Below are 18,591 nucleotides of genomic sequence, written 5' to 3' on the forward strand. Positions count from 1 at the left end.
GGGGGACGAGACGAAAGTCGTAAGGGGGCGAAAGCTTATGCCCAGTTCGCCGCCGGGCACAAACCTCAGCGGAGTAAAAACCGTTACCGCTTCGGCAACAATTCCTGCATCCACCATAAAACCCTGTGGGAGCGAGCCTGCTCGCGATGGAGTGTCAGTCGCCATCAATGTAGCTGATACACCATCGCGAGCAGGCTCGCTCCCACAGGTTTAGATGTTCAGCGTGCCGGTAATGCACGTAACTACAGAACCACCAATCCAGATCTCATCGCCAATCCGCTCGACCGCAATGCGCCCGGCCCGCCCCATGGTCAGACCCTGACTCACCACATAAGACGCCGGCGCCAGCCCTTCGCTGAGCAGCCATTGGGCGATGCCGGCATTCAGGCTGCCGGTGGCGGGATCTTCCGGCATGCCGTCGCCGGAAATGAACGCCCGCACTTCGAACTGTGCGTCATCGCCGTCACGCTCTGGATGCCACGGCGCAATCACACCGACCGCGAGGCCGAGCATCTGCGAATGGTCCGGCTGCAGGTCCAGCACCTGCTGGCGATCCTCGACCATCACCGCCAGCCAACCCGCGCCGTTATCGACCCACTGCGCCCGCACGATGGCGCCCGGTTCCAGTCGGAGCCCGCGTCGTACCCGCTCCACCAGCTCCGCCTGCACCGGCCCGGTCTTGAGCAGTGGCGGTGCGAGAAAGGCCAGTTCCGCGCCTTGCCGGCGCACCCGCACCAGGCCCACGCCGCATTCCTGAATGATCTCCTCGCCCTTGGGCACGCCACCGGCTTCGAGCCAGGCATGGCAGGTGCCCAGGGTCGGGTGACCGGCGAACGGCAATTCGTTCAGGGTGGTGAAAATCCGCACCCGGTAATCGGCCCGAGGGTCCTGCGGGGCGAGGATGAACGTGGTTTCACTGAGATTCGTCCAGGTGGCGAACGCCGCCATGCGCTCATCGCTGAGCTCATCGGCGCCGAACACCACGGCCAACGGATTGCCCTTGAGCGCAACGCGGCTGAAGACATCTACTTGCTTGAAATCGAATGCGTGCATGGCCTGCCTTGGTCTTGGTGGATTCGAAAGGTCTTACTTGGGAATTTCCAGCCCGCGCATCACCGCCGGCCGCGCCAGGAAGCGCTCCAACACCCGCGTCACGTTCGGGAAATCCTTGATGCCCACCAGATCGCCCGCCTCATAGAAGCCGATCAGGTTGCGCACCCACGGGAATGTCGCGATATCGGCGATGGTGTAGCGCTCGCCCATGATCCAGTCACGCCCCTGCAGACGTCCATCAAGCACTTTTAACAAACGTTTACTTTCCTCGACATAACGATCCCGAGGGCGTTTGTCTTCGTAGTCCTTGCCGGCGAATTTGTTGAAAAAACCGAGCTGGCCGAACATCGGCCCGATACCACCCATCTGAAACATCAACCACTGGATCGTCTCGTAACGCGCAGCCGATTCCTGGGCCAGCAACTGCCCGCTCTTGTCGGCGAGGTAAATCAGAATCGCCCCGGACTCGAACAACGGCAGCGGCAGGTCGTCCGGCCCGTGGGGGTCGAGGATCGCCGGGATCTTGTTGTTGGGGTTCAGCGACAGAAACTCGGGCGACAGCTGGTCGCTGGTGTCGAAGCCCACGCGATGCGGCTCGTAGGGCAGGCCGATCTCTTCGAGCATGATCGACACCTTGACGCCGTTGGGGGTCGGCAACGAATAGAGCTGAATCCACTCAGGGTATTGGGCTGGCCATTTTTGAGTGATAGGGAAAGCAGACAGATCGGTCATCGCATGGATCCACGAAGAGATTGAGAGGCACGATCATAGTGTGAGTGGCCGCAGGCTGCGACGTACGGCGTATCGATATTGATGATTACCAAGATCAATGGATTGCAGTCTTCTCCTGCGACCGCCCCGTGTACTGTGTCCATAAATCCGCAACATCCTGTCGATAACCTCTGCTCCAACCCGTTCATGGTTATCGGTACATTGCTGCGCATGCCGCCGGAATCGAACCAAACGGGCCTCAGTGGACTCTGAGTGCTGCCCTTTCGGAAACGGACCGGATCATCGACATGGAAAACACCCGACGCTGGGAGCGCGTGGTGTAAAGGTTTGTCAGCCTTAACCGAATGCGCTGAAGAAACCCTTATTCCATGATGAACCTTATGAAATTGGTCCAACGCTTCAAACATCGCGCTTATATTGTGCTGCCCTCCCTGTTGGCAATCAGTGCGCTGTTCCTGTCGCTGGAAGTCCGTGAAAGCCGCGCCCAGCCGGCTGACGGCACCCAGACGCTGGTCTTCCTGCGCCACGCGGAAAAACCCGCCGGCGGCCTCGGCCAGCTCAATTGCCAGGGCCTGAACCGCGCCATCGACCTGGCCACCCTGCTCCCGGAAAAATTCGGCAAGGCCAACTACGTGTTTGCAGCCAACCCGACGCGCAATGTCGAGGAAGGCGAGCTGGATAATTCCTACAGCTACATTCGCCCCCTGATGACCATCAGCCCCAGCGCCATCAAGCTCGGCTTGCCGGTGAACATCAACTTCTCGGCCAATGACACCAGTGATCTGGCCGACGAACTGCTGCATGACAAGTACCACAACTCGGTGATCTACACCGCGTGGTCCCACGGCTACCTGCCCGAGCTGATCAACAAGGTCGCCGGCGAAGCGGTCGGCAAGAAACAGAACATCACCGATGACTGGGAATCCAGCGACTACGACTCGCTGTATGTACTCACCCTGACCTGGCACAACGGCAAGGCCAGTCTGCAGAGCCACAGCTACAAGCAAGGCCTGGATAACGGCCGGGAAACCTGCCCGACATAAGGACTGGTCGCGCTGTTCGACCCGCGCACGACCTGTAGGAGCCGCCCGCAGCAAGCCGGCTCCTACAGGGGATTGGGGTTATGGCAGCAGGATGACTTTGTCGCCACTGCCCTGATTCACTTCGGCGTAACGTTCCAGCCCTTCGGCCAGTGGCGATTCGAACAACCCTTGTGGCAACGGCAACAGGTCCTGGTCGAAGAACCGGCCGAACTGATCGAGCATCGCCGCGCACGCTTGCACGCCGTATAGCAACGAGTTGATCCCCACCACCGAACCGCCCTTGCGATACAGCGCCAGGGCCGGCAATTGCACCTGGCCATCCACCGGCGCGGCGATGATCGCGATGCGACCGAACGCGGCCAGCGCGGGGACGGAGGCCGGTAGCCAGAACCCGGTGGTGTCAAAAATCACGTCGGCGCCGCCGGTGTAGACCGCATTCACCTGCGCGCCCAAATCCTCGGGTTTATCCAGCTGCAACGTCTGATACCCCTGAGCCTGCAAGTCCTTGACCTGCTCCGGCCGACGCGCCGCCGCCAGCACCTGGGCGCCACGCACCTTGGCCAGCGCCAGCGCAGCACTGCCGACCGCCCCGCCACCGATCACCAATAACCGCGTTTGTGCGTTCACCAGGCTGCGCTCCAGCGCATCCCACGCCGTGGTGTAAGGCACGCCGAGGCTGGCGGCCTGGGCAAAACTCAGGTGCGTCGGTTTGCGCGCCACGCCATTGGCCGGCAGCTTGACGAATTGCGCATGGGAGCCGTCGGCGAAAAAGCCCAGTTCACGGCCGGTGCCCCACACTTCCTGACCGATCAGCGCCTGCGGGCCTTCGACGACTACACCCGCAAAATCACGCCCGGGAATGCGCGGCAACGTGGTGTAGGGAAAACGCCCCAGCACATTCTTCACATCACTGGGATTGAGGCCGGCGGCCTTGATTTGCACCAGCACTTCATCGGCGCCGGGCACGGGGGTCGGAACCTCGACAAAGCGCAGGGCCGAAAGGTCGCCGGTTTTGTCGAACTGCAATGCTTTCATGGGAGTGTCCATCCAACAGGGGAAAGGGAATTCAGGAGATCCAGCCAGTGACCAGTTGCCGCCCCATGGGCCACAACTTTTCACCGGCGAGCATGCCCAGCAGGCCCACCAGCGCGATGGCCGGTGGTGCGGGGGAACGAAAATCCAGCGCGCCGTAAAGCAAACCGACGCCCAGACCGATGACCAGCGAGATGAGGTAGCTCATGGCAGACTCCGTGGGCAATTGAGGGATGCCCAAAGTCTAAAGGCCGGCATCCGCGAGCATCGGCCAAGTGCTTCTGAATTCCGGCCAAACCACCCGCAATAACCTGTAGGAGCCAGCTTGCTGGCGATAGCTGACGTGAGGACGATGCAAAATTTGAGGATGCTATCGCCAGCAAGCTGGCTCCTACAGGTTCGTGCAGAACTGCGAGGGCGCGACACCCAGTTCCCGACGGAACATGTCACTGAAGCTGCTCGGCGAGTAGCCCAGCTCCCGGGCAATCGCACTGACCGGCGCCCCCTGGATCAGCTCCGCGACCGCAGTCGCCAGTTGCACTTGTCGCCGCCACTCGGCGAAGCCCATGCCCAGACCGTCCTTGAACAGCCGCGCCAGGGTCCGCACGCTGGCCCCGGCGTTTTGCGCGTGTTGTTCGAAGGAAACGTCCAGCGATGGCGCGGCCATGACAGCCTGACACAGGTTCATCAGGCGCCGGTCGGAATCATCCGGCAACGGGATTTTCAACAGCGAACGCCTGGCTCGCCGCAGTTCCAGCAGTGCCAGCCCGACCAGCGCCTCGTAATACTCCGGCGCGCCGTCGTCGCCCTGCTCCACCAGCCCGACGATGAGTTCACGCAGCAACCCGCCCACTTCGATCACCTGGACCGTGTCGTCCAGCGTCGCCGCCAATGCCGGACGCAGGTAGATGTTGCGCATCTGCAGGTCCGAGACCACGCGAATGCCGTGAGGCACGCCCGGCGGCAACCACACCGCCCGTTGCGGCGGCACCACCAGCGCCTCATGCGGCGTTTCGACCCACATCACCCCGCTCATCGCATACAACAACTGGCCCCAGACATGCTCGTGGGGCTCGATGAACAGCCCGCGCGGATAGGTGCGCGCCAGCGGTTGCACGGGCACATCGGTGTCACTCAGGTCGGGGGGCGCGGCAAGGGCCATGGTCAGCATTCATCGGGGATTTTCAGAAAACCCATGGTAACCAGCCGCAGGCCTCATCGCCACTGGCCGCAGCCGTCTGACAATCCGAATGAATTTTCCGTACCGCCGACGATCCTTCTATTACCACAGGGAGGAATACGGGCTTTATGAATAACGCAAAACTTTTCGTCATTGAATACACCCTTCATGGCGTCCCAAAGTCTTTCATCATTCGCCTGGACAAAATGGACAATGCGCAGGCTTGGCATTGGGCTAGTTGCGACGCCGGCGTGGGCCGAATCCCGCGCTTTGGAAGGGAGAAAGTGCAAAAGACCAGCAAGCCGATGGCGGAAAAATTCGGCGTGGAAAATGTCACTTGGCGGCCAGCAAGCTAACCACGCTTTTCTGTAGGAGCAAGCTTGCTCGCGATGAACGATAACGCGGTCAGCCTGAAGAACCTCGGCGCCTGCATCGTCGGAACGCCGCCCGGACCAAGCTTGCTCCTACACAGTCAGTGTTGGGCGCACTTGCAGTCTTTGTGCACGCATTCTTCACCGTGTTCATGGTGTTTGGCGCAGGCTTCGCAGCAGTAGTGCTTGCCGTGACGTGCGATCGGATGCTGGCCCAGTTTGCAGTTGCAATTCTTGCAGTCGCATTTGCTTTCGCTATCGATCATGAGTCTGACTCCTGAGGTGGTGGTCGTCGGGGCTACAACCCGTCTCACCAGTGTAGAAGTTGCCACAGACGACGCAGCCCAAACCTGTAGGAGCGAGGCTTGCCCGCGAAGAACGATAACGCGATGTAACTGTTTAGATCGCGGCATCTGCTTCGCGGGCAAGCCTCGCTCCTACAGGAAAGCGAAAGCGGTCAGGCCTGGCGGGTATTGCTGCGATACATGAACACCAGCGCCAACCCGAGCAGCACCATCGCCAGTATCCGGCTGCCGGACAGTTCGATCTGCGGGTTGCCCAGCCAGCCGAAGTTATCGATCAGCATCCCCATGCCCAACTGCCCGACGATCACCGCGACCGTCGCCACCGCCGTACCCACCCGTGGCACCGCCCCCACCATCACCATCATGTACACCACGCCGAACAGCGCGCCGCTGAGCTGCCATTTCGGCACGTCCAGCAGGCTCACGGCATGGGCCGGCTCGAAAAACAGGATCAGCAACCCGGTGCTCACCGCACCCACCACGAACGTCAACAAACTGCTGCGCAGCACACCGACCGTTTCGCCCAGACGCCCATTGATGGCGGCCTGAACACTCAACACCGCACCGGCAGCCACGACCACCGCCAACAAAATAATCAGATTAATCATTAACCCCGCGCAATCAGAACAAGTGCCGCCACAATCAGCAGCAAGGCCAGCCAACGTTCACCGTTGACCTTTTTACGAGTGGCGCCGAACCAGCCGAAGTGGTCGATCAGCACGCTTTTACCGACCTGCCCGGACAGGATCGCGATCATCGTCATCGCAATGCCGATGTACGGCGTGGCCAGGGTCAGCACCACCACGTAGATCGGCCCGAGAAAACCGCCGATCAACTGCCAGCGCGGCAAGTCGCTGAAGGCCGGTCCCTTTTGCGGGCCGCTGAGCAACAGCAGGAAAAACAGGATCGCCGAGCCGACGCCGAAGATGCTCAACGTCGCCCACAAGTGACCGACCTGAACCCCCAGCGGCCCGAGCAGACCGGCCTCCACGGACAGGCCCATACCGGCCAGGATCACCAAAGGCAGCAGCAAAAGCCGCAACCCGGGTTGGGTTGCCGGTGTGACAGCGATATCGATTGAAGAAGATTGCATAACAGAGACCTACCCATTTTCAAATGAACTACACGGTCGCCTGTAGGAGCGAAGCTTGCTCGCGAAGGCGGCGTGTCAGTCGCCGAAGATGACGACTGACACGCCGCCTTCGCGAGCAAGCTTCGCTCCTACAAGGTCTGCGTGCAGGAAGTGAGCGCATTATCGGCTGGCGCTGCTGTGCGATAAATGGGAGCATCCTGACAACACTTTTGCGTAACTCGCACAGCAGGACTCTTCATGCACGGCCTCAACGAATTGGGTTTCAAGGCACTTCGGCTGTTTGTCGCGGTACTCGACCACGGCAGCTTCTCTGAAGTCGCCCGCCGCGAAGGCCTGGCGCCGTCGTCGATTTCCCGGCAGATCCAGTTGATGGAACAGGCGCTGAGCCAGCAATTGCTTTACCGCCACACCCGCGCGGTCACGCCGACAGAGGCCGGACGCTTGCTCGGCGAGCATGCGCGATTGGTGCTGGTGCAGTTGGAGGAAGCCGAACAGGCGTTGCAGGAACAACAAAGCGAGCCGAGCGGACTGGTGCGGATCAACGCGCCGGTGGTGTTTGGCCAGCGGCACCTGACGCCCTGGCTGGGGCAACTGTGCGAGCGTTACCCGAAATTGCAGCTGGATATCCAGCAGACCGACAGCTACGTCGCACCGTTACAGGAAGGTGCCGACCTGCTGTTTCGCATCGGCCCGCTGCACGATTCGAGCATGCAGGCGCGGATTCTGGCGCCTCAACGCTTTCAGGTGGCGGCGAGCCCGGCGTACTTGAAACGCCATGGCACACCGTTGCATCCCGAAGACCTCGCGGCGCATCAATGCCTGGCCTACAAAGGCGTGGCCGGCCAGCAACGCTGGTTTTTCCGCCAGGGTCAGCAGGACTGGAGGCCCTACTCGGTGAAGGGACCGATCACCGGCAACCACGCCGACACCCTCACACAGGCCGCCGAACAAGGCCTGGGCCTGGTGATGTTTCCGTCGTGGCTGATTGGTGAAGCGGTGCGCAACGGCACGCTGGTGCCGGTGCTGGGGGAATATCAGGTGTCCAACAGCCTTGAGCCGCAACAGATCGCCGTGCTCTGGCCCGGGAGCCGGCGGTTGTCGGTGAAGGTAAGGACGGTGATTGATTTCTATGTCGAATGCTTCGGGACCGTGCCGTATTGGGACAGGCCTTAAGGACGATGCGAAATGTTTACTGTAGGAGCCAGGCTTGCCGGCGAAGGCGTCCTCAAGTACGCCTTCGCCGGCAAGTCGGATCGCCGCACCGCTGGCTCCTACGGTAGGTTCGGGGGTCAGATGCGGAACTGGCCGACCAGAGTGCCGAGGCGCTGGCCAAGATCAGCCAGGCTGCGGGACGTCTGGGCGCCGAGTTGGGTTTCGCCGGCCACGTTGTCCACGGCCACCGCGATCTGATGCACGCTGCGGTTGATCTCTTCGGCCACGGCGGTCTGCTCCTCGGCGGCGCTGGCGATCTGCGCGTTCATCGAGTTGATGGTGCCGATCAGTTGAGCCATGGTGTCCAGCGAGGCGCCGGCTTCGTTGGCCTGCATGGACGTACCGTCGCCGGCCTCGCTGGAGCGGCGCATCGCTTCCACCGCCGACTGGGTGCCGGCCTGCAAGCGGTCGATCATGCCCTGGATTTCCTGGGTGCTGATTTGCGTGCGGCTGGCCAGCGCACGGACTTCGTCGGCCACTACCGCAAAACCGCGACCGGCCTCACCGGCACGGGCCGCTTCAATGGCGGCGTTGAGCGCCAACAGGTTGGTCTGCTCGGCAATCGAACGGATCACCCCGAGCACGCTGACAATCGATGACACGTCCTTTTGCAGGCTGTCGAGGGACACGCCGCTGCTGCGAATATCGTCGACCAACGCATGGATCTTGACGATGCTGCCGGCCACCACACGCTTGGCCGTCTGGCCTTCTTCGTCGGTCTGCTGCGCCGCCACTGCGGCGTTTTGTGCACTTTTCGCCACTTCTTGCGCGGCGGCCGACATTTCGTTGATCGCCGTGGCCACCTGATCGGTCTCGTGACGCTGACGCTCCATCGCCTGATCCGAACGCTGGGCCTGATCGGAGACCTGATTCACCAGCCCGGTCAATTGCGAGGTCATTTCGGTAATCTGACGCACCAGGCCGTGGATCTTGTCGACGAACCGGTTGAACGAGCCGGCGAGTTGGCCGAGTTCATCCTGGCTGGTGATGGTCAGGCGCCGGGTCAGGTCGCCCTCGCCCGCCGCGATGTCGTCGAGGTTGGCTTTCATCAGGTTCAGCGGACGCAGAATGGTGTTGGCCAGCAGCATGCCGGCGGCGGCAATCAGCAGCAGCACGACGGCGGCGATGCCGATGATGCTCAGCAACACGCCTTCCATCCGGTCTTGAACCTTGGCTTCGACCACGGCCACTTGTGCCTCGATACCGTCGAGGTTGACCGAGGTGCCAACCGCCATATCCCACTTCGGCAGGTATTCGGTGTAGCCGAGTTTTGGTACCAGCACCTGAGTGTTGCCAGGCAATGGCGAGCTGTATTGCAGGTAGTGAGTGCCGTCTTTGGCGACTTTCACCAGGTCGCGGTTGACGTAGACGCCGTTCGGGTCGCGGTTGTCCTTGAAGCTCTGGCCCACGCCTTCGGGGCTGTTGGCCTTGAACAGGCGCACGGTGTTGGAGTCGTAGCCGAAGAAGTAGCCTTCCTTGCCGTAGCTGATGCTCGACAGCAATTTGATCACCTGGGCCCGCGCCGCATCATCGCCAGGGGCGGCGGCCTCGTAGAGCGGTTTGATCGCGGTCATGGCCACGGCGACGTAACTTTGCAGGGTGGCCTTGGCGTCGCTGAGCAGGCGCTGGCGCGTCTCCTCGACTTCCTTGCGGGCCTGTTCCTGCAGAACGAACAACGTGGTCAGGCTGATGACCAGCGCAAAGAGCAACACCGGGAGGACGGCAAGGGACAGGACTTTAGCCTTCAGGCTCATGCGCATGACGGTTCACTCTTTTGGTTTTATTGGCGTGGTTAAAGGCTTTAACGGCACGCCAACGCAAAACTGTAGGAGTCCGGCTTGCCGGCGATGGCGTATTTGAAATTGCCATCGCCAGCAAGCCGGCTCCTACAGATTGCGCGATCAACGCTGACCCTACCGACACCTCTGACCTGTAGGAGCCGGCTTGCTGGCGATGGCGTTTTCACAGGCACCATCACCGGGCAGGTTGGAATCAGAGAACCATCGCGGCCACCCAGCCGAACGCCAGCAGCGGCAGGTTGTAATGCAGGAAGGTCGGGACCACGGTGTCCCAGATGTGGTGGTGCTGACCGTCGATGTTCAGGCCGGAGGTCGGGCCGAGCGTCGAGTCGGAAGCAGGCGAACCAGCGTCGCCCAGCGCGCCGGCGGTGCCGACGATGCAGACGATGGCGATCGGGCTGAACCCCAGTTGCACGCACAGCGGCACGAAAATCGCTGCCAGAATCGGCACGGTGGAAAACGACGAACCGATGCCCATGGTCACCAGCAGACCGACCAGCAACATCAGCAGCGCACCGATGCCTTTACTGTGGCCGATCCACGACGCCGACGCTTCAACCAGCGTCTGTACCTGACCGGTGGCTTTCATCACTTCGGCAAACCCCGAGGCGGCGATCATGATGAAACCGATCATCGCCATCATCTTCATGCCTTCGGTGAACAGGTCATCGGTGTCGCGCCATTTCACGATGCCCGACACCGAGAAGATCAAAAAGCCTGCCAGTGCACCGATAATCATCGAGTCCAGCAACAACTGAATAATGAACGCCGCCGCAATCGCCACACCCGCAACCATCAGGCTCAGCGGGTTGTACTGCACCACGACCTGCTCGACCTGTTCGATCTTTTCCAGGTCGTAGACGCGCTTCTTGCGGTAGCTGATAAAGGCTGCCGCAAGCCCCACCACCATGCCCAGCGCCGGAATGCCCATGGCATGGGTGACGTTGATGCCGCTGATATCGACGCCGCTGCGGGCCACGTTGGCCAGCAGGATTTCATTAAGGAAGATGTTGCCGAAGCCCACGGGCAGGAACATGTACGGGGTGATCAGGCCAAAGGTCATGACGCAGGCGATCAACCGCCGATCCAGTTGCAGCTTGGTCAGCACATACAGCAGCGGCGGCACCAGCAACGGAATAAAAGCGATATGTATCGGCAGAATATTCTGTGAAGCGATGGCCACCACCCACAGCAGGCCGATCAGCAGCCACTTCACCGAGCCGCCACCGTTGGCGTGCTGGCGGTCAACCATGGCCAGGGCTTTGTCGGCCAGCGCATGGGCCAGGCCGGACTTGGCAATCGCCACCGCGAAGGCGCCGAGCAAGGCATAAGACAAGGCCACCGTCGCCCCGCCACCGAGGCCGCTGTTGAAGGCTTTCAAGGTGGCGTCGATGCCCAGGCCACCGGTCAAACCACCCACCAGCGCGCCGATAATCAGCGCGATCACCACGTGCACGCGGGACAGGCTGAGAATCAGCATGATGCCGACCGCGGCAATTACAGCATTAATCATCGTTACCTCAAGGCAAGCGAAATGAGCCCGGCCGGCAGTCTGCGAAGAGCCGCCAGCGGGATAAGGAATGGGTTTTATTAGAGGGCGCGCACTGTGCCGGACCATCACCGCCTTGTCAAAGCCAGCGACCCGAACGCACGAGCGACGCCGCCCCTGTCGGAACCACACCGCGACCTTTCCGAAACGACATCGCCCCCTGTAGGAGCCGGCTTGCTGGCGATGGCGTCCGTCCAGTCAATAACGGATTGGCTGACCCACCGCTATCGCCAGCAAGCCGGCTCCTACAAGGGTTGTGCGGGTGATTCGATTTCCGTCGGACGGCATAAAGAAAGCAGATTTTCAGCCGTTACAGTGCAAAGTCTCAGATATTTATCGAATAAGGACGTCTCCATGTCGCTCAGACAACTTTCCATTCAATGGAAAATCACCCTGCTGGCCGGGCTTTGCCTCGCCGGTATCGTGACCTTGCTGGTAGGTCTTTCGCTGTATCGCATGGAGCACAGTTCCGAGCTGGTGAAAGCCTCGAGCATGGAGATGCTCACTGAAGCCGCCCAGGCCCGGATCGAGTCCCAGGGCGAAAACCAGGCGCTGAACATTCGCCAGCAGTTCATGGATGCCTATCAATATGGCCACGGCTTTTCCCGTCAGGTGTTGTTCCTGCGCGATCAGGCCGAAAAGCGCTTTCTCGATGCCTTCGACCTGCGTGAAGACCTGACCCGCCAGGTCAAGTCCGCGTTGCAAGCCAACCCGGAATTGCTCGGCCTGTCGCTGGTGTTCGAAGCCAATGCGCTGGACGGCAAGGATGAACTGTTTGCCGGCCAGGCTGAGCTGGGCAGCAACGACAAGGGCCGTTTCGCGCTGTACTGGTCGCAACCGACCCCCGGCAAGGTGACGTCGATGGCGCTGCCCGAAACTGACATGGCCGACACCAGCACCGGCCCCAGCGGTGAACCCGCCAACGCCTGGTTCACCTGCCCGCGCACCTCGCTCAAGCCCTGCGTGATCGAACCCTACTTCTATGTGATCGACGGCCAGAACGTGCTGATGACCAGCATCGTGTTCCCGCTGATGGTCAATGGCAAAGTCATCGCCTCGCTGTCGGTGGACATCAACCTCAACAGCCTGCAAGCCGTCAGCCAGGGCGCGAGCAAGAAGCTTTATGACGGCCAGACCAACGTCAGCATCATCAGCCCGGCCGGTTTGCTCGCCGGCTACAGCCCGGACGCCAGCAAACTCGCCCAGCGCCTGGACGCTGTGGATAAAACCAACGGCACCGAACTGATCCGCCTGCTCGCCGCCAGCAGCAAAACCGCAAGCCTGCACAGCAACCAGCAGTTGAAAGTGCTGTCGCCGTTCCAGCCGATCCCCGACGGCAAATCGTGGGGCGTGTTGCTCGACGTGCCGGAAAAAGTCCTGGTCGGCCCCGCCGAAACCCTGAAAAAACAACTCGATGACAGCAATACCGCCGGCACACTGGTCGAACTCGGCCTCGGCGTGCTGGCCGCGTTGATCGGCCTGTTGCTGGTGTGGCTGATGGCGCGCAGCGTGACCAAACCGATTCTGGGCGTGGCGCACATGCTCGAAGACATCGCCAGCGGCGAAGGCGACCTGACCCGGCGCCTGGCCTACGACAAAAAGGATGAGCTGGGCCAGTTGGCCGGCTGGTTCAACCGTTTCCTCGACAAGTTGCAGCCGATCATCGCCGAGGTGAAACGCTCGGTCCAGGACGCGCGCAGCACGGCGGACCAGTCTTCTGCCATCGCCACGCAGACCAGCGCCGGCATGGAACAGCAATACCGTCAGGTCGATCAGGTGGCAACCGCTTCCCACGAAATGAGCGCCACCGCCCAGGACGTTGCCCGCAGCGCGGCACAAGCGGCACAAGCGGCGCGCGATGCCGATCACGCCACCCGCCGTGGCTTGACCGTGATCGACCAGACCACCACCAGCATCGACAACCTCGCCGCCGACATGAGCGCAGCGATGGTGCAGGTCGAAGGCTTGGCGGCCAACAGCGAGAAAATCGGTTCGGTACTGGAAGTGATCCGCGCCATCGCCGAGCAGACCAACCTGCTGGCCCTCAACGCCGCCATCGAAGCGGCCCGTGCCGGTGAGGCCGGACGCGGTTTTGCGGTGGTCGCCGACGAAGTGCGCAACCTGGCGCGGCGTACGCAGGAGTCGGTTGAAGAAACCCGTCTGGTGATCGAGCAGTTGCAGAACGGCACGCAGGATGTGGTGGGGTCGATGAACAACAGCCATCGCCAGGCTCAGGGCAGTGTCGAGCAGGTCAGCCAGGCCGTCACGGCGTTGCGCCAGATCGGCGACGCAGTGACGGTGATCAGCGACATGAACCTGCAGATTGCCTCAGCGGCGGAAGAGCAAAGCGCGGTGGCGGAAGAGATCAACAACAACGTGGCGACGATCCGGGACGTGACCGAGTCGCTGTCGGGGCAGGCCAATGAGTCGGCGCGGGTGAGCCAGTCGCTCAATAGCCTGGCGAATCAGCAACAGAGCCTGATGGATCAATTCCGCGTCTGACTGACAACACACCTCCTGTAGGAGCCGGCTTGCTGGCGATGGCGGCGATACATTCAACACATGTGTTGCCTGACAGAACGCCATCGCCAGCAAGCCGGCTCCTACAGGTTATCGGGGTTTTCAATGTCAGCGTTTGGGCAGTCCGATGACGACCTTCAACCCGCCCCACTCGCTCTCCTCCAGCCGCAACACCCCGCCCCACGTGTCGACGATGTCGCGCACAATCCCCAGCCCCAACCCATGCCCTTGCGCCTGTTCATCCAGCCGCGTACCCCGGCTGAACACCTGAGCACGCTGGTCCTCGGGAATGCCCGGCCCATCATCTTCCACGCTTAGCTCAAACCCTGCAGCCGTCTCGACCACGCTCAACCGCACCTCGGCATCCGCCCACTTGCAGGCGTTGTCCAGCAGGTTGCCCAGCAGTTCCAGTAAGTCTTCGCGATCCCAAGGCAACTGCAACCCGGCCGGCGCGCGATAGCTCAGTTCAAGGTGTTCGCCGTGGATCATGTTCAACGTGGCGAGCAATCCCGGCAGTTCCGCATCGCAATCAAACAACGCCCCCGGCAGCGCATCGCCGGACAACCGTGCGCGGTTAAGCTCGCGATTGAGTCGTTGCTGAACCTGTGCCAATTGGTCATTGAGGATCTTGCGCAGCTCGGGATGGGCATCGAGTTTCTCGCTGGACGCCAGGCTCAACAACACCGCCAGCGGGGTTTTCAAGGCATGCCCAAGGTTGCCCAGCGCATTGCGCGAACGCTTGAGGCTGTCTTCGGTGTGGGCAAGCAAATGGTTGATCTGCGCCACCAGCGGCTCAAGTTCCACCGGCACCTGATCATCCAGTTGCGAACGCTGGCCCTGCTGCAACTGAGCAATCTGCTCTCGGGCCTTTTCCAGTGGACGCAAGGCGCGGTGCACGGTGATCCGTTGCAACAGCAAAATCAGCAGCAACCCCGCCAGCCCCAGCCCCAGCCCCACTTGCTGCATGCGCTTGAAACTCTCGCGCACCGGCGTGTAATCCTGAGCGACGCTGATGGAGATCGATTGTCCCAAACGGCGATAGTCCGAACGCAAGACCAGCAATTGCTGGCCTTCCGGCCCCAGTTGCAGGTTGCTGTGCAGGCCGGGATGTTCGAGGCGCGGCAATTCCTGATCCCACAACGAACGGGAGCGCCAATGGCTGTCAGCAAAATCTATACGGAAGTAATGCCCGGAAAACGGCCGTTGATAGGCCGGTGACAGATGGCGTTCATCCAGCTGCAAGCCCTGCGGCCCGCGCACCAGCGCCACCAGCAAACTTTCGCTGTCGTTGCGCAACCCCGCTTCGAGGTAGCGCTGCAAGCCCACTTCGAACAACCACAGGCTGGTTTGCGCCAGCACCAGGCCGACGATCACCATCACGCTGATCAGCCCCAGACTCAAGCGGCGCTGGATCGACCTCACTGCGCTTGCCCGCCGAACAGGTAACCCTGGCCGCGACGGGTTTCGATCACGCTGCGCCCGAGCTTGCGCCGCAGGTGGTTGACGTGAACTTCCAGCACGTTGGAATCGCGCTCGGTCTCACCGTCGTAGAGGTGTTCGGCGAGGTGGCTTTTGGAGAGGATCTGCTCGGGGTGCAGCATGAAATAGCGCAGCAGGCGAAATTCCGCAGCGGTGAGCTGGATGTCGGCACCGTCGCGGGTCACGCATTGCCGGCCTTCGTCCAGATGCAATCCGGCCGACTGCAGCGTCGGTTGATTGACCTGGCCATGGGAGCGGCGCAACAACGCCTGAATGCGCAAATGCAGCTCTTCAGGGTGGAAAGGTTTGCTCAGGTAATCGTCGGCGCCGGCCTTGAGGCCTTCGATCCGTTCGGCCCAGGAGCCGCGCGCGGTGAGGATCAACACCGGCGTAGCCAGCCCGCCCGCGCGCCATTGCGCCAACACGTCGAGCCCCGGCAAACCCGGCAGACCGAGGTCGAGGATGATCAGGTCATACGGTTCGCTGCTGCCCTGATACACCGCGTCGCGGCCGTCGGCCAGCCAGTCCACGGCGTAGCCCTGACGGTTGAGGCCGGCCATCAGTTCGTCGGCCAGGGGCACATGGTCTTCCACCAGCAGCAATCGCATCGGTCAATCTTCCTTGTCTTTCAGTAACTCGCCAGTGGCGGCGTCGAGGTCCAGTTCACGAACCACGCCTTCGGTGGTCAGCAGCTCGACTTCATAAATGTAGACGTCGTGTTTCTCTTCGAGCTCGGCTTCCAGCAGTTTTGAGCCTGGATAACGCTCCAGCGCCTGCTTCACCACTTGTTCGAGCGGCAGGATCACGCCCTGCTGGCGCAGGCGCAGCGCTTCATCCTGATCAAGGTCGCGGGCCATGACGATCGAGCAAAACGCCAGAAGCACCAGCGCCATGCGTGACAATGAACACACCTTCATTACGTATCCTGATGATCCTTGAGAAGTTGCCCGCTGACCGCGTCTAATTCCAGGTCCCACTCAAGGCCTTGCGGGTCGCGCAGCTCCACCTGATAGATGTACTTGCCGTACTCTTCTTCCAGCTCGGTTTCGGTGACCGTCGAGCCAGGGTGTTTGGCCAATGCCGTGGCGTTGAGCTTCTCGAAAGACACAATGGTACCAGCGTCGCGCAGCCGCAGGGCTTCGTCGGGGCCCAAGTCGCGAGCGTGGGCGATGCTGACGGTCATGGCGACGATGGAGGCGGTGAACAGGGCAGTCAGGGTTTTCATGGGTGTCTCCGTATTTTTTATGTGTTGCGTACGGAAGGCACCTTAGCGATTCGAACTTAATTGAAACTGAATTGCCATCATCAAGAATGGCATCACGCTATCGTCGGCATACGCCAAACCTGTAGGAGCACGGCTTGCCGGCGAAGGCGCCCTTGACATCGCCTTCGCCGGCAAGCCGTGCTCCTACAGATTCCTGGTGCAACATCGAATGCGAGGTATTGCCGCCCCCTGCAGCCACACTGTTTATAATCCGCCCGCTTGCCAGACATCGAGACCGGTATGACCGCCATCCACATCAAGTTCCCTTCCCTGACCCTCAAGGCCGGCCCGCGTGCCTTGGCGCGCATCCGTGAGCACGGCCTGAACGCCGCCGATGTCGGTACGTTGCCGGGTGCTGCCGGCGGGCCGAAGGCGTTGGGGATTCAAGGTCTGGACCTGGCGCTGTTTGGCGAATGGCTGCCCGCCGCGCCGCGTGAACGGTCGCTGATCGGCGCCTCGGTCGGCTCCTGGCGCTTCGCCAGTGCCTGCCTGCCGGACGCCGCCGAAGGCATTCGCCGCCTCGGTCACCTGTACACCGAGCAGAACTTCGCCAAAGGCGTGACCATGGCGCAGATCAGCCAGAGCTCGCAACGCATGCTCAATGACCTGCTCGACGGTCGCGATGCGGCGATTCTGAGCAATGCGAATTACCGGCTGAACATCATGGTGGTCAAAAGCCATGGCCTGCTTGCGGACGATCATCGCGGTCGTCTCGGGCTGGGCCTGTCGTCGGTGATCGCCGACAACCTGCGGGGGCGCGCACGGCTGTCGCGGCATTTCGAACGTCTGATCATCCACGACCCGCGCCTGGCACCGCCGGTCAACGCGCTGAACGATTTCCCCTCGCGCTTCGTCGCGCTGAATGCCGGCAACCTGCGTCAGGCCCTGCTCGCCTCGGGCTCGATCCCGATGGTCATGGAAGGCGTGCGCGACCTGCCGGGCGCCGGCGCCGGAACGTTCCGCGACGGCGGCCTGCTCGACTATCACCTCGACCTGCCCTACAGCGGCAACGACATCGTGCTGTATCCACATTTCACCGACCGGGTGATTCCCGGCTGGTTCGACAAAACCCTGCCGTGGCGCCGTGCCTGCCCAACGCGCTTGCAAGATGTCCTGTTGCTGGCGCCGTCCAAGGAATACCTGGCCCGCCTGCCCTACGGCAAACTGCCGGACCGTAACGACTTCAAGCGTTTCATGGGCGATGCGCCGAGCCGGCAGAAATACTGGCGTGCAACCATGGATGAAAGCCGCAGGCTGGGCGATGAGTTTCTCGAACTGGCCGCCAACGGTCGCCTTGGCGAACGCTTGCTGACCCTTTAGTCAGGACAAACTGTTAAACTCGCCGCCTGCCCACATCGCTGCGGCGATCGCCACCTGACAGAGCTGAAAACACTGTGGAAATCTTCAAAGAATTTACCTTCGAATCCGCCCACCGCCTGCCCCACGTCCCGGAAGGCCACAAGTGCGGCCGCCTGCACGGTCACTCGTTCAAAGTGGCGATTCATTTGAGTGGCGATCTGGATCCGCATACTGGCTGGATTCGCGACTTCTCGGAGATCAAGGCGATCTTCAAGCCGTTGTATGAGCGCCTGGATCACAACTATTTGAATGACATTCCGGGGTTGGAGAATCCGACCAGTGAAGTGTTGGCGAAGTGGATCTGGGTTGAACTCAAGCCATTGCTGCCAGAACTGAGCGCGATCCGTATTCACGAGACCTGCACCAGCGGTTGCATCTATCGCGGCGAATAAACCAGACAACGCATTCCCCCTGTGGGAGCGGGCTTGCTCGCGAAAGCGGTGTGTCAGGCAACAGAGATGTCGACTGATACACCGCTTTCGCGAGCAAGCCCGCTCCCACAGGGGGAACTGCGTTTCGTCAGTGATTAAAAAAACAGCCTTCATCGGCTGTTTTTTTATGCCTATGCTTTTTGGCTTGCACCCGCCAAGAGGACTTACC

Annotated in this window: 20 protein-coding genes and 2 pseudogenes; 7 read left to right on the forward strand and 15 right to left on the reverse strand. The window is 61.4% G+C overall.

Annotation, left to right across the window (positions count from 1 at the left end):
* Positions 1–210 precede the first annotated feature (210 nt).
* Both K5R88_RS11635 and K5R88_RS11640 read right to left on the reverse strand, forming a co-directional pair.
* Positions 211–1,053: a PhzF family phenazine biosynthesis protein gene (locus K5R88_RS11635; protein WP_192419830.1), complete on the reverse strand. Its 843-nt coding sequence runs from the start codon at positions 1,051–1,053 to the stop codon at positions 211–213.
* Between the two features lie 33 nt (positions 1,054–1,086).
* Complete coding sequence (locus K5R88_RS11640) at positions 1,087–1,785, reverse strand: glutathione binding-like protein (protein ID WP_207286210.1); 699 nt, start codon at positions 1,783–1,785, stop codon at positions 1,087–1,089.
* Positions 1,786–2,153: 368 nt separating this feature from the next.
* Between K5R88_RS11640 and K5R88_RS11645 the strand changes: the two genes are divergently transcribed.
* The gene (locus tag K5R88_RS11645) at positions 2,154–2,828 is read left to right on the forward strand and encodes a hypothetical protein (RefSeq protein WP_008045195.1); all 675 of its coding nucleotides are present in this window, start codon (positions 2,154–2,156) and stop codon (positions 2,826–2,828) included.
* A 78-nt stretch (positions 2,829–2,906) separates the two neighbouring features.
* On the opposite strand, the gene K5R88_RS11650 is transcribed toward K5R88_RS11645, so the two are convergent.
* The 3 genes from K5R88_RS11650 to K5R88_RS11660 form a co-directional block, all read right to left on the reverse strand.
* On the reverse strand, positions 2,907–3,863 hold the full coding sequence (locus K5R88_RS11650; protein WP_226299989.1) for a quinone oxidoreductase family protein: 957 nt from the start codon (positions 3,861–3,863) through the stop codon (positions 2,907–2,909).
* A gap of 31 nt (positions 3,864–3,894) precedes the next feature.
* Complete coding sequence (locus tag K5R88_RS11655) at positions 3,895–4,068, reverse strand: DUF1427 family protein (protein ID WP_008035179.1); 174 nt, start codon at positions 4,066–4,068, stop codon at positions 3,895–3,897.
* A 183-nt stretch (positions 4,069–4,251) separates the two neighbouring features.
* Positions 4,252–5,022, reverse strand: a complete 771-nt coding sequence (locus K5R88_RS11660) for an AraC family transcriptional regulator (protein ID WP_032832904.1) — start codon at positions 5,020–5,022, stop codon at positions 4,252–4,254.
* Positions 5,023–5,168: 146 nt separating this feature from the next.
* Between K5R88_RS11660 and K5R88_RS11665 the strand changes: the two genes are divergently transcribed.
* Positions 5,169–5,396: a DUF6555 family protein gene (locus tag K5R88_RS11665; protein ID WP_008035177.1), complete on the forward strand. Its 228-nt coding sequence runs from the start codon at positions 5,169–5,171 to the stop codon at positions 5,394–5,396.
* Between the two features lie 116 nt (positions 5,397–5,512).
* On the opposite strand, the gene K5R88_RS11670 is transcribed toward K5R88_RS11665, so the two are convergent.
* From K5R88_RS11670 to K5R88_RS11680, 3 genes are all read right to left on the reverse strand, one after another.
* Complete coding sequence (locus K5R88_RS11670) at positions 5,513–5,677, reverse strand: metallothionein (protein WP_207286212.1); 165 nt, start codon at positions 5,675–5,677, stop codon at positions 5,513–5,515.
* Between the two features lie 191 nt (positions 5,678–5,868).
* The gene (locus K5R88_RS11675; RefSeq protein WP_192419822.1) at positions 5,869–6,321 is read right to left on the reverse strand and encodes a DMT family transporter; all 453 of its coding nucleotides are present in this window, start codon (positions 6,319–6,321) and stop codon (positions 5,869–5,871) included.
* A 2-nt stretch (positions 6,322–6,323) separates the two neighbouring features.
* A complete protein-coding gene (locus tag K5R88_RS11680) occupies positions 6,324–6,809 on the reverse strand; it encodes a DMT family transporter (RefSeq protein ID WP_008045188.1) in 486 nt (161 codons plus the stop codon).
* 237 nt (positions 6,810–7,046) lie between these two features.
* On the opposite strand from K5R88_RS11680, the gene K5R88_RS11685 reads away from it, so the two are divergent.
* Positions 7,047–7,982, forward strand: coding sequence for a LysR family transcriptional regulator (locus tag K5R88_RS11685; RefSeq protein WP_226299990.1), 936 nt, complete (start codon positions 7,047–7,049; stop codon positions 7,980–7,982).
* 116 nt (positions 7,983–8,098) lie between these two features.
* On the opposite strand, the gene K5R88_RS30920 is transcribed toward K5R88_RS11685, so the two are convergent.
* From K5R88_RS30920 to K5R88_RS11695, 3 genes and pseudogenes are all read right to left on the reverse strand, one after another.
* Complete coding sequence (locus K5R88_RS30920) at positions 8,099–8,920, reverse strand: methyl-accepting chemotaxis protein (RefSeq protein WP_404943258.1); 822 nt, start codon at positions 8,918–8,920, stop codon at positions 8,099–8,101.
* A gap of 84 nt (positions 8,921–9,004) precedes the next feature.
* A pseudogene (locus K5R88_RS30925) lies at positions 9,005–9,781 on the reverse strand (cache domain-containing protein); the annotation flags it as partial.
* A 232-nt stretch (positions 9,782–10,013) separates the two neighbouring features.
* Complete coding sequence (locus K5R88_RS11695) at positions 10,014–11,330, reverse strand: Na+/H+ antiporter family protein (RefSeq protein ID WP_226300260.1); 1,317 nt, start codon at positions 11,328–11,330, stop codon at positions 10,014–10,016.
* Between the two features lie 1,578 nt (positions 11,331–12,908).
* Here K5R88_RS11695 and K5R88_RS30930 point away from each other — a divergent pair.
* Positions 12,909–12,965: pseudogene (locus K5R88_RS30930) on the forward strand (hypothetical protein); the annotation flags it as partial.
* Between the two features lie 201 nt (positions 12,966–13,166).
* Positions 13,167–13,871, forward strand: a complete 705-nt coding sequence (locus tag K5R88_RS30935) for a methyl-accepting chemotaxis protein (RefSeq protein ID WP_425288156.1) — start codon at positions 13,167–13,169, stop codon at positions 13,869–13,871.
* Between the two features lie 126 nt (positions 13,872–13,997).
* On the opposite strand, the gene K5R88_RS11705 is transcribed toward K5R88_RS30935, so the two are convergent.
* The 4 genes from K5R88_RS11705 to K5R88_RS11720 are packed head-to-tail and all read right to left on the reverse strand — an operon-like array spanning position 13,998 to position 16,593.
* Positions 13,998–15,311, reverse strand: coding sequence for a sensor histidine kinase (locus tag K5R88_RS11705; RefSeq protein ID WP_226299991.1), 1,314 nt, complete (start codon positions 15,309–15,311; stop codon positions 13,998–14,000).
* Entirely contained in the window at positions 15,308–15,976 is a 669-nt protein-coding gene (locus K5R88_RS11710; RefSeq protein WP_008025306.1) for a response regulator transcription factor, read from the reverse strand. The genes K5R88_RS11705 and K5R88_RS11710 overlap by 4 nt, the downstream gene beginning before the upstream one ends.
* 3 nt (positions 15,977–15,979) lie before the next feature.
* Positions 15,980–16,285, reverse strand: coding sequence for a PepSY domain-containing protein (locus K5R88_RS11715; RefSeq protein WP_008025305.1), 306 nt, complete (start codon positions 16,283–16,285; stop codon positions 15,980–15,982).
* Positions 16,285–16,593 (reverse strand): PepSY domain-containing protein, encoded by a 309-nt coding sequence (locus K5R88_RS11720; RefSeq protein ID WP_008025303.1) that lies wholly within the window; start codon positions 16,591–16,593, stop codon positions 16,285–16,287. The genes K5R88_RS11715 and K5R88_RS11720 overlap by 1 nt, the downstream gene beginning before the upstream one ends.
* Before the next feature lie 279 nt (positions 16,594–16,872).
* Between K5R88_RS11720 and K5R88_RS11725 the strand changes: the two genes are divergently transcribed.
* The gene (locus tag K5R88_RS11725; RefSeq protein WP_226299992.1) at positions 16,873–17,952 is read left to right on the forward strand and encodes a patatin-like phospholipase family protein; all 1,080 of its coding nucleotides are present in this window, start codon (positions 16,873–16,875) and stop codon (positions 17,950–17,952) included.
* A gap of 74 nt (positions 17,953–18,026) precedes the next feature.
* Complete coding sequence (queD, locus tag K5R88_RS11730; protein ID WP_008025299.1) at positions 18,027–18,383, forward strand: 6-carboxytetrahydropterin synthase QueD; 357 nt, start codon at positions 18,027–18,029, stop codon at positions 18,381–18,383.
* Positions 18,384–18,591: the final 208 nt, after the last annotated feature.

The organism is Pseudomonas sp. MM213, assembly GCF_020423045.1.
Taxonomy (GTDB): Bacteria; Pseudomonadota; Gammaproteobacteria; order Pseudomonadales; family Pseudomonadaceae; genus Aquipseudomonas; species Aquipseudomonas migulae.